General features: G+C 28.3%; 13 protein-coding genes and 2 pseudogenes. 6 read left to right on the top strand and 9 right to left on the bottom strand.

Features of this window, described 5'->3' with window-relative positions:
* Positions 1 to 84: 84 nt before the first annotated feature.
* Positions 85 to 2,169 carry a GGDEF domain-containing protein gene (locus AACH12_RS08060; protein ID WP_338534913.1) on the bottom strand — a complete coding sequence of 695 codons (2,085 nt, stop codon included), beginning with the start codon at positions 2,167 to 2,169 and terminating at the stop codon, positions 85 to 87.
* Between the two features lie 397 nt (positions 2,170 to 2,566).
* Between AACH12_RS08060 and AACH12_RS08065 the strand changes: the two genes are divergently transcribed.
* The 3 genes from AACH12_RS08065 (at position 2,567) to hydF (ending at position 5,416) form a co-directional block, all read left to right on the top strand.
* Entirely contained in the window at positions 2,567 to 2,824 is a 258-nt protein-coding gene (locus tag AACH12_RS08065) for a TM1266 family iron-only hydrogenase system putative regulator (RefSeq protein WP_338537359.1), read from the top strand.
* Between the two features lie 302 nt (positions 2,825 to 3,126).
* Complete coding sequence (gene hydE, locus AACH12_RS08070; RefSeq protein WP_338534914.1) at positions 3,127 to 4,245, top strand: [FeFe] hydrogenase H-cluster radical SAM maturase HydE; 1,119 nt, start codon at positions 3,127 to 3,129, stop codon at positions 4,243 to 4,245.
* A complete protein-coding gene (gene hydF, locus AACH12_RS08075; RefSeq protein ID WP_338534915.1) occupies positions 4,220 to 5,416 on the top strand; it encodes a [FeFe] hydrogenase H-cluster maturation GTPase HydF in 1,197 nt (398 codons plus the stop codon). Before hydE ends, hydF begins: the two co-directional genes overlap by 26 nt.
* Positions 5,417 to 5,582: 166 nt before the next feature.
* Here the strand turns inward: hydF and AACH12_RS08080 are convergent, their stop codons facing one another.
* Positions 5,583 to 5,969, bottom strand: a complete 387-nt coding sequence (locus AACH12_RS08080) for a group II intron maturase-specific domain-containing protein (RefSeq protein ID WP_338534916.1) — start codon at positions 5,967 to 5,969, stop codon at positions 5,583 to 5,585.
* A gap of 476 nt (positions 5,970 to 6,445) precedes the next feature.
* On the opposite strand from AACH12_RS08080, the gene AACH12_RS08085 reads away from it, so the two are divergent.
* From AACH12_RS08085 to AACH12_RS08095, 3 genes are all read left to right on the top strand, one after another.
* Positions 6,446 to 6,913: a DUF6431 domain-containing protein gene (locus AACH12_RS08085; protein WP_338534917.1), complete on the top strand. Its 468-nt coding sequence runs from the start codon at positions 6,446 to 6,448 to the stop codon at positions 6,911 to 6,913.
* Positions 6,914 to 6,977: 64 nt separating this feature from the next.
* Entirely contained in the window at positions 6,978 to 8,222 is a 1,245-nt protein-coding gene (locus AACH12_RS08090; RefSeq protein WP_338534918.1) for a DDE-type integrase/transposase/recombinase, read from the top strand.
* Positions 8,222 to 9,025 carry an ExeA family protein gene (locus AACH12_RS08095; RefSeq protein ID WP_338534919.1) on the top strand — a complete coding sequence of 268 codons (804 nt, stop codon included), beginning with the start codon at positions 8,222 to 8,224 and terminating at the stop codon, positions 9,023 to 9,025. Before AACH12_RS08090 ends, AACH12_RS08095 begins: the two co-directional genes overlap by 1 nt.
* 171 nt (positions 9,026 to 9,196) lie before the next feature.
* Here the strand turns inward: AACH12_RS08095 and AACH12_RS08100 are convergent.
* From AACH12_RS08100 to AACH12_RS08130, 7 genes and pseudogenes are all read right to left on the bottom strand, one after another.
* Positions 9,197 to 9,361, bottom strand: a pseudogene (locus tag AACH12_RS08100) (reverse transcriptase domain-containing protein); the annotation flags it as partial.
* Positions 9,362 to 9,382: 21 nt separating this feature from the next.
* Positions 9,383 to 10,553, bottom strand: a pseudogene (locus AACH12_RS08105) (IS3 family transposase).
* A gap of 69 nt (positions 10,554 to 10,622) precedes the next feature.
* Positions 10,623 to 11,303 (bottom strand): reverse transcriptase domain-containing protein, encoded by a 681-nt coding sequence (locus AACH12_RS08110; protein ID WP_463670981.1) that lies wholly within the window; start codon positions 11,301 to 11,303, stop codon positions 10,623 to 10,625.
* A gap of 529 nt (positions 11,304 to 11,832) precedes the next feature.
* Positions 11,833 to 12,636, bottom strand: coding sequence for an ExeA family protein (locus AACH12_RS08115; RefSeq protein ID WP_338534919.1), 804 nt, complete (start codon positions 12,634 to 12,636; stop codon positions 11,833 to 11,835).
* Positions 12,636 to 13,880: a DDE-type integrase/transposase/recombinase gene (locus AACH12_RS08120; RefSeq protein ID WP_338534918.1), complete on the bottom strand. Its 1,245-nt coding sequence runs from the start codon at positions 13,878 to 13,880 to the stop codon at positions 12,636 to 12,638. The genes AACH12_RS08115 and AACH12_RS08120 overlap by 1 nt, the downstream gene beginning before the upstream one ends.
* 64 nt (positions 13,881 to 13,944) lie before the next feature.
* On the bottom strand, positions 13,945 to 14,412 hold the full coding sequence (locus AACH12_RS08125; protein WP_338534917.1) for a DUF6431 domain-containing protein: 468 nt from the start codon (positions 14,410 to 14,412) through the stop codon (positions 13,945 to 13,947).
* A gap of 411 nt (positions 14,413 to 14,823) precedes the next feature.
* Positions 14,824 to 14,988, bottom strand: a complete 165-nt coding sequence (locus tag AACH12_RS08130; protein ID WP_338534920.1) for a hypothetical protein — start codon at positions 14,986 to 14,988, stop codon at positions 14,824 to 14,826.
* Positions 14,989 to 15,087: the final 99 nt, after the last annotated feature.

A 15,087-nucleotide genomic window follows, 5' to 3' on the forward strand; every position in this document is an offset into this window, starting at 1 on the left:
AACATATACTATACGGATTTATATAAAAAACAACCTATATTTAGGTTGTTTTTTGTATTTTTATTGTATGAAATTTTAAATTTATTAGCAAACCTCTTCTACTATAAATGTATTTTTTGATTTGCTCTTTGCTTTATACAAAACTTCATCAGCAAATTTAAATAAGTCTACCTGATTTATTTTAGAATTTTCTGTAATAATTCCACCAGCACTTAGGGTAACTCTATCTGAAACTAAAGAATATTTATGTTCAATATTTAAATCAAAAACTATTTTTCTTATGTTTTCAAGTGCTTCTTCTAAGTTATTTTTAGATATTTTCTCAAAAATTATTAAAAATTCATCTCCACCATATCTAAATATATGTGCTTTTTCTTTCTTTATAACTTCAATAATATTTGATGTTATTTTACTTAAAACTTTATCACCTTTAACATGACCATAATTATCATTATACTGCTTAAAATGATCTAAGTCTATCATGCATACCCCAAGCGGCATAATAAGATTTTTATTTTTATCAAATACGCTTTCAATATATTCTGAAAGAGCATGCCTGTTTTTTGCACCTGTTAGAGCATCGACTTTTGAAATAAGTTCAAGTTCTTTATTTTTATTAAGTATTTCTTTGTTTTTTTGATAATTTGTAATTGATATTGCTAAATAAGACGATAAAAATCTTATTTTTTCTAAGTCCATATAGTTATATGTAAAATTTTTATCACTTTGAACTGTAAGTCCACCAATAATTTCATTATCAAAAAATATAGGACAAAATATAACTGATTTAACTTTGGAATTATAAATTAAATCAACTAAGTCTTTACTAAATTTATTCTTATATTCACTTAAATTTTTAGAATCAACTATAAAAATTTCTTTCTTATCTCTTATGCATATATTCATAAGTTTTTTATAATCGTCTAAATCAATATATGCTTGTTTAAATACATTTTCATGAGAATATCTATAGTGTAATTTTTCGGTTTCAATAATACCTACACCATAAGTCATAAGATTCATTGTTTTAGAGAGATGTTTTTCTAAAATTTTATAAACATCATTAAAATCAATACTTGTAGTAATTACTTTACCAATCTTACTTAGTGTATCCATAATCTCTAAAGAACTTTTTAGTTCGTCCATTTGATTATTGGTTGTTACTTTGTTAAAATCACTTCCTATATAAGCAAATTCCATTTCATTCCACTGAGAAATTGTGTATTCCATTAACTCTGATTTTCTTTTTTCGTAGTAAAAAGCTTTTTCATAATTTGATTGTTTCATATAATACATACTAAGCAAATTAAAGGCTTCTTTTTCTTTTAAAAAATATTCATTTGATAAATTTTTCAAATTTAAATTTTCTAAAATTTCAACAGCAACTTCAGTATAATCATACTTTGTAAGTTCAAAAGCATAGTTATACACTACTTCAATATAGTCATGCATATTTCCAATATCTTTAACTCTTAAATTACTTTTTTCAAACATGTCTATTGATTTTTTATAATCAGTCTTAATATAAAGCTCCGCTTCAAGGCAGTTACACATATCTTTTCCTAATTCATCTTTAATTCTAATTGATATTTCTCTACTATGATTTAATAGTTCACTTGATTTCTTATATTGGTTTTTAAAACACATAATCTCAGCAATATTATAAAGCGATATTGCCTCTAAAATACATTCATTTGATTTAACAGAAGCAATTCTACATTCTTCAAAATATTTTAGTGCTAAATCTATTTTCCCTAAATCTCTATATATTACTGCACTATTATTAAGTATAGATGCTTTTCTATGAATAGATATATTTTCTTCATTAATTTTATTTAGAAGTTCTAAATATATTTTTAGTGCAAGTCTGTGTTTTCCAGAAAACAAAAAAATTCTGGCTCTTTTCCTTTGCACATCTATCCAAAGTTCATTTTTACCTGCATGTTTTGCAAGTGTTAAAGCTCTACTATATTTATCAAGTGCATTATTTAAATCACCTTTTTTCTCAAAAATTGTACCAAAATTTATATTAGATTTAATAATATCATTATCATATTCGCATTTAATTGAATTATTGTATATTATTTTATTAATTTTTTCAGCTTCAACCAAATTGTTTTCTTCAATAAATTTTACAACTTGATTATGTTCTTTTACGTATTTACTCAATGTTTTCCCCCGGTTTTTAATAAAATATAACACAAATAAATGAATTTCTAAGATTCAGAGGGAGTTTTTACTCCCACTGAATCTTAGAAAACATAATCCAGGACCTTTTTAGAGTTCTTTACCCCCCACTTTTTTTAGAAGTGGGGGTATTAGAACTCTAAGGCATCGGATAAATATATCTTATATTTTTGATGTTTTATATTTTTGTTATGTTAACTTATTATAATATTTTTTTTTATTTCTTACAAGTATGTATATTTTAAATAGAAAAATTTCAAACATGTATATCTTTTACATTTATACATATAATCCACTAGTACCTATAATTAGTTCTTGATTGTTAAACAAATATCTATTAAACTTATATTATAATAAAACTTGAGAGGAAGTGTTTAAGCTGAAAAGAGTAGCTATAATCGGAGCAATTTTAGAGAATCCTAAAAATTCCTATAATAAGTTTAATGATATCGTTAAAGACTATCAAAGCATCATTAGAGGACGAATGGGACTACCTTTTAAAGAATCAAAAATTAGTGTGATTTCTCTAACTGTTGTTGGTACGCTTGATGAAATTAATAGTTTAACTGGAAAATTAGGTAATCTTGAAAATATAAGTGTAAAAACTTCTATTTCAAAAAAAGAAATCTGTGACTAATTTTATTATTTTATTTGTGTGTCAAAAGTTAATTGACATTCATTTAAATGAATGATAAACTTTTAACATATATATTATATCTTTACTTTTGATTGTATTCAAGTGCTTTTAATAATAAAGATATACAATAATTTTCTAATACACAATTAAATATAATAATTTCCTAAAAGTAAAGTTGTTTCTAAACTTAAAGGAGTTTACACCATTACATATTTTTGTATTTAAAGTATGTAAACTTCTTTATTTTAACTTTAACTCTTTCTTTTAGAAGGAGTTATTTTGTTTTTTGAAAGGAGTTTTAAATGCCCACTACAGAAGAACTTATTTACAAACTATATGAAAATGAAAATCTTAGCGACAATGAACTTTTGAAATTGTTAGATGAAATTGACATATTTTCTTTTACTGATAAAAATCGTGATTTGCTATTTGAACTTTCTAGAAAAAAAAGATCTATTTATTACAAAGATGATGTTTATATGAGAGGATTAATTGAATTCACTAATTATTGTACCAATAACTGCGATTACTGTGGACTTAGAAATAAAAATATTAACGTCGATCGATATAGATTAAGCAAAGAACAAATAATAGATTGTTGTAAAGAAGGATATAAACTAGGCTACAGAACTTTTGTACTACAAGGCGGCGAAGATAACCATTTTAGTGACGATGTATTAGTTGATTTAATTATCTCTATAAAAAAGCTTTTCTCAGATGTTGCTATTACACTATCAATTGGTGAAAAATCAAAAAAAAGTTATCAAAAGTATAAAAACGCTGGAGCAGATAGATTTTTACTTAGACATGAAACAGCAAACAAAGAAATATACGAAAATATTCATCCAAATATGTCTTTTGAAAATAGAATCAATTGCCTTAAAACTCTAAAAGAACTTGGCTACCAAGTAGGAGCCGGATTTATGGTTGGACTTCCAAATCAAACTAATAGCGTTTTAGTTGAAGATCTTAGATTTTTAAAAGACTTGGATCCAGAAATGATTGGTATAGGCCCTTTTATACCTCATGAAGATACACCACTTGGAAAATTTAAAGGTGGAAGTGTTGAACAAACTTTAATACTTTTAGCTATAATTAGACTCTTACTTCCACAAGTACTTCTACCTTCTACTACTGCCATGGGAACGCTAGACAAACTCGGCAGAGAAAAAGCTCTTAAGGCAGGTGCAAATGTAGTTATGCCTAATTTATCTCCTACTAACGTAAGAGAAAAATATGAAATATATAAAGACAAAATTTGTACTGGTGATGAAGCTGCCCATTGTAGAGGTTGTATTGAAAGAAGAATTAATAGTGCTGGATTTAAAGTTAATATGTCTAAAGGTGATTATTTTAGTTGGGATAATATAAATTCTCAAAAAAATGGAGGTAAAAATGAACAAAACACCCTCGTCAAATAGAATCCATATCGCAATATTTGGTAATAGAAATGCTGGTAAAAGTTCATTAATTAACGCCATTATTGGTCAAGATGTATCTTTAGTTTCAAGCGTAAAAGGAACAACTACAGATCCTGTTTCAAAACTAATTGAGTTAATACCACTTGGACCTGTTGTATTTATTGATACTGCAGGACTTGATGATGAAGGCGAACTTGGAAATTTAAGAGTTGAAAGAAGCAAAAAAATACTTCAAAGGACAGATTTTGCTATATACTTAAACGATATTACTAATTTTGATAAAGAAAAGAAAAATGAATTCGTGAGTGAATTTAAAGAATTTAATATACCATACATTTCTGTTTTTAATAAAATTGATTTAATTGAAAAAAGCAAATTAAATAAAATTAAAAATGAATTTCCAAATGATTATTTTATTTCTACTAACGATAGTAAAAATATTTTAAATTTTAAAGACATTCTAATTAATCATATTAAAGATGGGGTCAAAGAACCTTCTATAATAGGCGGTTTAGTTAAAGAAAACGGAACTGTTGTTATGGTAGTTCCCGTAGACTCTGAAGCCCCTAAAGGCAGACTGATATTACCTCAGGTTCAATTAATCAGAGATTGTTTAGATAACGGCATTAAAAGTTATGTCGTTCGCGACACGGAACTTGAAAGTGCGCTTAAAGATCTTAAAAGTATTGACCTAGTTGTTACAGATTCGCAGGCCTTTAAAAGAGTAAGTGAAATTGTTCCGAAAAACATAAATTTAACTTCTTTTTCAATTTTATTTGCTAGATATAAAGGTGATATAAATACATTTGTTTCTGGAATTAGTTCTGTAAAAAGACTAAGAGATGGAGCAAAAATTTTAATTTCTGAAAGCTGCACTCATAACCATTCTCACGAAGATATTGGTAGATACAAAATTCCTAATCTTCTTACTAAACATGAAAATAAAACTTTCGATTTTCATTTTAAGATGGGCCATGATTTTCCGCTCGATTTAGATAGCTACGACTTAATAATACACTGTGGTTCATGTATGCTTAATTCTAAAACTATGAAATCTAGACTTATGATTGCTAAAAAAGCTGGTGTCCCTATTACAAACTACGGAGTTATTCTTGCCTACTTAAGTGGAATTTTAGATAGAACTTTAGAAGTTGATGGAATTATGAACTAAAAATTCAATAGACAAATAAATTTTTAAACTTAAGAAAAAATTTGCTTTGTATGAAGCTTATAGGTTTTAGAAATCGTTTAAAATCGGATAGGAGGGGAAATTGAATAATTCCCCCGATCTTCCACAACACCGTACATACGGGTCTCGTATACGGCGTTTCCTAAGTTTATGCATTAACAGATTTGTAATAATCAGAAAAGAATAGATAACCAGACTCTCTAAGTCGATTATCTGTGATAGAACAACTTAGTATTTGGCTACCGGCGACTTGCCAGTAGCCTTTTCTAGTATTTGCATACTTAATTGCATTGGAATGGTTATAACCGAGACGCTTAAGCATTCTGTACCTCGTTCTTACTTTCTTCCACCTTTTCCAGATAAACATCCGAAGCCTTCTGCGTAACCACCTGTCAGTACGTTGTAAAAGAGTTTTCATGTCAGCTAGTTTAAAATAATTCACCCAACCTCTAACAAATTGTTTCAGTTTAAGCTTTAAAGCTTCATAACTGATACCTTTGCTTCTTGATGTGATTTCTCTTACTTTCACTTTCATTTTGCCTACATTTTTCTTGTGCACTCTCAGTTTTATACCAACTCTACTTGGATAGAATCCATAGCCTAAGAACTTTATGTGTCCAATGTAAGACACTGAGGTCTTTTCTCTGTTCACACGAAGTTTTAGCTTCTCTTCGATGAACGGTAAAATATGTCTCAGTATCCTTTTAGCGCTCCGTTGTAGATAGGCATTTTATTTACTATTATAACACTTATTATTCTTCAAAATAAACAAAGGACCTACATTAAATAATTGACTAAATTTTAATCAGATTATTTAATATAGGCCCTTTTTATGTTATGCTATCATAAAATAATTAAGAAAGGAAAAAAGACAGAAGAGCCCTTCGAAAGTTTCTTCTGCCTTTCTAAATGCTTACGTAAATCCATAGGATTTTCATAAGTAAGACATATATTATGATAACTATTTTTTCTACAATAATCAAGTCTTTTTCACAAAATTCTTATAATACGATGATTGATCATTTACCGTTTCATCGCCTTTCTTGTAGCTGTGGCCAAAAGGGCTGTCTTATTAAACACGCCTATTATAAACGTTTTATTAAAATTTCTGGTAAATTATACGAACTAAAAATTCTAAGATTAATCTGTAAATGTTGTGGTAAAACTGAATCAGTTCTACCAAGTTGGATTGTTCCTTATTCTCAAATATTATTAAAGGATATTATCACAGTTATTCAGACTTATTTAAAAAAATTACCTTTCGAAAATATTATGATCAACAACTTACTTATTGATGAAAGTAACATTAGATATATTATTCGTCAGTTCAATCGGCACTGGAGAGAGCGATTAGCTGTTTTTAAGATACCAATAAATCATAAATTTACAACTATTATGTCTTTTAAAAAATATAATAGACAGTTTATGCAAATTAAAAGCACTTCAAATATTTTATTTAATAACACCCACATAACTTAGTTTTACGCTTACTTTTTAATGATTTATACTCCTAATAAACTTATAAATACAGGAGGATTTTTTAATGAATAACGATGATAAGCAAAAAATTGCACTTTTTAGGTATAGCATTCTTGCTCCATTAATTAGCGGAACATGTGATGATTCGAAATCTAATAAGGCTTTTTTTCGTGATGCCTCTCATAACACTTATACCAATCCGAGGGGCATGGATACTATTATTTCGGCTACAACTATAGAGCGTTGGTACTATAGTTATCAAAAATATGGTTTTGATGGTCTAATGCCTAAAAGGCGTAATGATACAGGTCAATCAAGAAAACTTGATGATGATATGATAGAGCAAATTAACTATCTTAAAAGTGAATATCCAAGAATTCCTGCTACATTAATTCATCAAAAGTTAATTAGTAATGGCACTATTAACAAAGGTGAAATTTCACTTTCAACAATTAATAGATATGTAAATCAATTAAATAAAAATAATCTTTATACCAATAATAAGGATATGAGAAGATATGAGCGTCCTCATATCAATGAAGTATGGTGTGGTGACAGCAGTGTTGGACCTTACTTAATGATTAATAGGAAAAAACATAAAGTGTGGATTATTGCTATGTTAGATGATGCTTCACGTATGATAACTGGTATTGACGTATTTTTTAATGATAATACAGTTAATGTAATGTCTGTACTAAAATCTGCAGTTTCAAAATATGGAAGACCAAAACGACTAAATTTTGATAATGGATCTTCATATAAAAATAAGCAAATCACCTTACTTGCTGCTCGCATTGGTTCAACGCTTAACTACAATCCACCTTATACACCAACTGGAAAAGCTAAGGTAGAAAGGTTCTTTAAAACCCTTAAACAACAGTGGATGAGTGGACTTAACATGAATGATTTTTCATCACTCGAGGATCTTCGTTTATCACTTTTAATATATGTAAAATCTTACAATCAAAAGATTCATAGTTCTTTAAACGGATTATCACCAATGGACCGTTTTTTTAGTGAATCAGCGCTTATCAAAAGATTAAGTGAAGATCATATTTATAAAAGTTTTCTACTTGAAATAGAGCGGCGAGTTTCAACAGATAATGTAGTTGTAATTAATGAAGTGGAATATGAAGTGCATTATAGATTTTCTAAACAAAGAATTACTTTAAGGTATTCACCTGATATGAAAAATATTTTTATATTAGATAAATATACAGGAGATTTAACGCCTATTAAGTTACTAAATAAGCATGAAAATTCTAAAATCAAACGTGAAAAAGTTAAATTAACAGGAGGAAAAAATTAATGGATTATACAAGTCGTTTTGGGTTAGATTTTAACCCATTTATAAAAAATAGTAAAGAAATAATAATTGAAACATCTGAATACAAAGAAACTTTGTTAAGACTTAATATACTACTTGAAACTAGAGGATTTGGTCTTATTACAGGATCACCTGGAAAAGGTAAAACAACTATTATAAGAAGTTGGTCTAAAATACTAAATCCTTCACTTTTTAAGGTTATTTATAGTTCATTATCAACTCTAACTGTAGCTGAATTTTATAAAAATTTAGCTCAGCAATTAGGTTTAGAGCCAATGATGAGAAAAAATGATAATTTTAAGATAATTCAAAATGAAATTACTAGATACGCTGTTGAAAAACGCATAACTCCGGTTATTATTATTGATGAAGCAAATTACATTAATAATGGTATACTAAATGATTTGAAAATTCTTTTCAATTTTGAAATGGATTCAAAAGATCGTGCAGTTGTATTATTAGTTGGACTTCCAAATATAAATAATACTCTTAGATTAGTATCACACGAACCGCTAAGACAAAGAATAACTATGAATTATCATTTAGATGGACTAAATAAAGAAGAAGCTAGAAGCTATATAAAAAATAAACTCATCGGAGCTAATTGTCATGTAAATATTTTTAGTGAAGGAGCCTTAGAAGGCATAATTAATTCTTCAAATGGTATACCAAGAATTATTAATAAAATATGTAATGCATGCTTATTAATAGGTAATAATCAAAATATTACAGATATTAATAACGATATTGTAATGATGGCGGTTAATGAAACTGAATTAGGATAAAAAATAATAAAACTATGATTTAGTTATTTAATCATGGTTTTATTTCATTTTAAAACACATTATTTAACATGAATAAGCTACATCAATAAATTTGAATATGCTATTTTTTTAGCTATTTTTAACGTAATTTAATTTGAAGAATCCAACATCAAATAATTTGACAATCAACACAAACAGCAATGCATCATCTGCATAACGAACAAAGCGTATTCCACGACGTTCCAGTTCTTTATCCAATTCATTCAACATAATATTACTGCACAGTGGGCTTAAGTTTCCACCCTGTGCTAAACCTATAGATGTTTCTTCAAACTTTCTATCGACTATTGCTCCTGCTATTTGGATTGTCAACATTAATTAAGACAGTTTTTTATCAGACATTATAGTTTTATATTCAATGGGTGTTAAATAATCTAAAGACCCATGAATTCTCTTGTTATTATACCAATTTACGTAATCAAATAACTCTAATTCCAATTCTTCAAAACTCTTAAATATTCTATTAAATGCAAATTCTGTTTTTATAATTTTATATGTTGCTTCTGCTACTGCGTTATCATAAGGACAGCCTTTTTTGCTTAAAGATCTCTTAATATTAAAATTTAATAATACTTCATCTAACAGTTTATTTTTAAATTCACTTCCACGATCTGTATGAAAAATTTCTATATTATGTAATGGCTCTTTTACTCTCGTAAGAGCTTTATATACAAGCTTTGCAGTCTTATTCTTACCTGCTGCATATCCTACTATTTCACGATTAAAGAAATCTAATATTAGGCATATATAATTCCATTTACCATTTACATTAACGTAAGTTAAATCACTTACTACTACCTCAAGACACTTTTTGTCATCAAACTCTCTTTTAACTAAATTTTCAATTTTATCTTCATTAACTTTTGATTTTGTTACTTTATATTGCTTAATTGTATATGATGAAATAAGGTTGTATTTTTTCATTATTTTGCCTATTTTCTTTCTTGAAGCTATCATATTTACTTTTGAAAGTTCTTTTTTTATTTTTCTTGTACCATAGGCTTTTCTATTACTTTTGAAAATTTCTATAATTCTATTTTCTAAAATACTATCTATTTTTATTGTTTTTTTTTCGTAATAATAAGTTGACCTTGCTATTTTAAGAACCTTACACATGGCGCTAATACTGTACCTATCTTTATTTGCATTTATTACTGCTATTTTCGTCCCATTATTAGCGCCGCTTGCTTTTAAGTGATTTCTAGGTGCTTTAGCACCTTAGAGGAACTTATCCTTTAGGGCAAATATCATTTTCCATTTTTAACTGTTGGTTTTCTTTTCGTAATTTATCAAGTTCTTTATCTTCATCACTTTTATTATCTTTAGCTTTAAATGATCCAGTAGTATTATAGTCTGTAATCCATTTATAAACAGTAGAACGTGCTATATTGTATTCATTTACAACTTCTATTTGCGGTTTACCATTTTTAATTAAATTAACTATCTGAACTTTAAATTCATCTGTATAATGCTTATTTTTTTTTGACATGATTACCTCCGTTTTCTAATTATTTTTAGTTTATCATGTCCGAGTATTTGTTGTCTAATTAAGTATATCCTATCCAATTAAATATTTGTGAATCAATGAAATGACGCGTCCATCTTTAATTGTTCTTGATAGGATTTCTATCATTTTCGATTGACTCACTGTATCAAAAAATTTCTCTAAATCCATGTCTACAACATATGTGTAACCTTCATTAGCATATTCTTTGCACTTCTTTAAGGCATCATGAGCACTTCGCTTTGGTCTAAAGCCATAACTGCTTTCACTAAATGTTGCTTCATAGATTGGCGATAGTATTTGCTGAATTCCTTGTTGCACCATTCGATCTACCACTGTTGGTATTCCCAACTGTCGTTTCTTTCCATTGTCTTTCGGTATTTCTACTCGTCGAACTGGTTGCGGACGGTATTTTCCATCCAGTATGGCCTTTTTCAACTCATCTCCATTGTCTTGCAAATGTTGTAGAAGATGCTCTACTTCCATTCCATCAACGCCGTGAGAACCTTTATTCTTTTTCACCTGTTTATAGGCTTTATTCAGATTTGCAGATTCTAAGATTTGTTCTAAAAGTCCATTTGCATCTCTGTCGGCATCGGTGATGTTGTTTTCAGTTATCCTCTTTTCGGTAAGCACTCTGTCATACCCTTCGTGTGCCGCACTAGCTCTCCGACAGTAGTCATTGTCACTACAATATTTTCTGCTTTTCTTCATCCCGATTTCGGTAACATTCATTGACTTTCACCTCCTTAGGTTCAACCCTTCATGACTTCATAGGCGAAGTCACTAATATGGTATCGGCTGACTTCTCATGATAAATCTTATTTCAACCACGATTCACACAAATGTTTCACATGTCCATGAGATCTCCCCAGGTAAGAACACAATCTTTCTCTCCATGTATCTGCCACATTTACGCTGTTGATTCCGAGTAGTTATTGGACTTTGATTTGTTTAGCAACCTTATCCATCAACTTGCGCCTTATGTGATTTCTGTTCGTCAGACCAGAGATTTGCCGCCGGCTTCCTTCAGATTCCTCGTCACCAAGGACACCCTTGCCATAAGCTATACACTTCCCACTACTAGGGTATGTTGTTGATTGTCAAATTATTTGATGTTGGATTCTTCAAATTAAATTACGTTAAAAATAGCTAAAAAAATAGCATATTCAAATTTATTGATGTAGCTTATTCATGTTAAATAATGTGTTTTAAAATGAAATAAAACCATGATTAAATAACTAAATCATAGTTTTATTATTTTTTATCCTAATTCAGTTTCATTAACCGCCATCATTACAATATCGTTATTAATATCTGTAATATTTTGATTATTACCTATTAATAAGCATGCATTACATATTTTATTAATAATTCTTGGTATACCATTTGAAGAGTTAATTATGCCTTCTAAGGCTCCTTCACTAAAAATATTTACATGACAATTAGCTCCGATGAGTTTATTTTTTATATAGCTTCTAGCTTCTTCTTTATTTAGTCCATCTAAATGATAATTCATAGTTATTCTTTGTCTTAGCGGTTCGTGTGATACTAATCTAAGAGTATTATTTATATTTGGAAGTCCAACTAATAATACAACTGCACGATCTTTTGAATCCATTTCAAAATTGAAAAGAATTTTCAAATCATTTAGTATACCATTATTAATGTAATTTGCTTCATCAATAATAATAACCGGAGTTATGCGTTTTTCAACAGCGTATCTAGTAATTTCATTTTGAATTATCTTAAAATTATCATTTTTTCTCATCATTGGCTCTAAACCTAATTGCTGAGCTAAATTTTTATAAAATTCAGCTACAGTTAGAGTTGATAATGAACTATAAATAACCTTAAAAAGTGAAGGATTTAGTATTTTAGACCAACTTCTTATAATAGTTGTTTTACCTTTTCCAGGTGATCCTGTAATAAGACCAAATCCTCTAGTTTCAAGTAGTATATTAAGTCTTAACAAAGTTTCTTTGTATTCAGATGTTTCAATTATTATTTCTTTACTATTTTTTATAAATGGGTTAAAATCTAACCCAAAACGACTTGTATAATCCATTAATTTTTTCCTCCTGTTAATTTAACTTTTTCACGTTTGATTTTAGAATTTTCATGCTTATTTAGTAACTTAATAGGCGTTAAATCTCCTGTATATTTATCTAATATAAAAATATTTTTCATATCAGGTGAATACCTTAAAGTAATTCTTTGTTTAGAAAATCTATAATGCACTTCATATTCCACTTCATTAATTACAACTACATTATCTGTTGAAACTCGCCGCTCTATTTCAAGTAGAAAACTTTTATAAATATGATCTTCACTTAATCTTTTGATAAGCGCTGATTCACTAAAAAAACGGTCCATTGGTGATAATCCGTTTAAAGAACTATGAATCTTTTGATTGTAAGATTTTACATATATTAAAAGTGATAAACGAAGATCCTCGAGTGATGAAAAATCATTCATGTTAAGTCCACTCATCCACTGTTGTTTAAGGGTTTTAAAGAACCTTTCTACCTTAGCTTTTCCAGTTGGTGTATAAGGTGGATTGTAGTTAAGCGTTGAACCAATGCGAGCAGCAAGTAAGGTGATTTGCTTATTTTTATATGAAGATCCATTATCAAAATTTAGTCGTTTTGGTCTTCCATATTTTGAAACTGCAGATTTTAGTACAGACATTACATTAACTGTATTATCATTAAAAAATACGTCAATACCAGTTATCATACGTGAAGCATCATCTAACATAGCAATAATCCACACTTTATGTTTTTTCCTATTAATCATTAAGTAAGGTCCAACACTGCTGTCACCACACCATACTTCATTGATATGAGGACGCTCATATCTTCTCATATCCTTATTATTGGTATAAAGATTATTTTTATTTAATTGATTTACATATCTATTAATTGTTGAAAGTGAAATTTCACCTTTGTTAATAGTGCCATTACTAATTAACTTTTGATGAATTAATGTAGCAGGAATTCTTGGATATTCACTTTTAAGATAGTTAATTTGCTCTATCATATCATCATCAAGTTTTCTTGATTGACCTGTATCATTACGCCTTTTAGGCATTAGACCATCAAAACCATATTTTTGATAACTATAGTACCAACGCTCTATAGTTGTAGCCGAAATAATAGTATCCATGCCCCTCGGATTGGTATAAGTGTTATGAGAGGCATCACGAAAAAAAGCCTTATTAGATTTCGAATCATCACATGTTCCGCTAATTAATGGAGCAAGAATGCTATACCTAAAAAGTGCAATTTTTTGCTTATCATCGTTATTCATTAAAAAATCCTCCTGTATTTATAAGTTTATTAGGAGTATAAATCATTAAAAAGTAAGCGTAAAACTAAGTTATGTGGGTGTTATTAAATAAAATATTTGAAGTGCTTTTAATTTGCATAAACTGTCTATTATATTTTTTAAAAGACATAATAGTTGTAAATTTATGATTTATTGGTATCTTAAAAACAGCTAATCGCTCTCTCCAGTGCCGATTGAACTGACGAATAATATATCTAATGTTACTTTCATCAATAAGTAAGTTGTTGATCATAATATTTTCGAAAGGTAATTTTTTTAAATAAGTCTGAATAACTGTGATAATATCCTTTAATAATATTTGAGAATAAGGAACAATCCAACTTGGTAGAACTGATTCAGTTTTACCACAACATTTACAGATTAATCTTAGAATTTTTAGTTCGTATAATTTACCAGAAATTTTAATAAAACGTTTATAATAGGCGTGTTTAATAAGACAGCCCTTTTGGCCACAGCTACAAGAAAGGCGATGAAACGGTAAATGATCAATCATCGTATTATAAGAATTTTGTGAAAAAGACTTGATTATTGTAGAAAAAATAGTTATCATAATATATGTCTTACTTATGAAAATCCTATGGATTTACGTAAGCATTTAGAAAGGCAGAAGAAACTTTCGAAGGGCTCTTCTGTCTTTTTTCCTTTCTTAATTATTTTATGATAGCATAACATAAAAAGGGCCTATATTAAATAATCTGATTAAAATTTAGTCAATTATTTAATGTAGGTCCTTTGTTTATTTTGAAGAATAATAAGTGTTATAATAGTAAATAAAATGCCTATCTACAGTATGTTAGGGACTTTCACCCGTTAGATTGTGCCCATGCTGGGCACACTAAAATAAAGCTATAATGAAAATAATTTTCATTATAGCTTTTAAATATTCTCTTTTTACATAATTATTTTAAACACTAACACCCAATTTCTCTATATCATTATCCCTATTTTCTTTATCTTCGGAAAAATTGATATACCTAAAGTAAAGATCCATTGCCTTTGATTTAATAGCACTTTCTGCTTCAACTTCAGTAAGCAAATTCATCGCTTCTTTAAGAAATTCATCTGACACACTAGTCACCTCTTCTTTTTTTATTAGCTTTATTTTAACACATATGAAATAAAATATGTGTTTTTTTTCTTACAAATAAAACTTCCATAAATATTATAT

The organism is Helicovermis profundi (assembly GCF_033097505.1).
Classification (GTDB): Bacteria; Bacillota; Clostridia; order Peptostreptococcales; family Acidaminobacteraceae; genus Helicovermis; species Helicovermis profundi.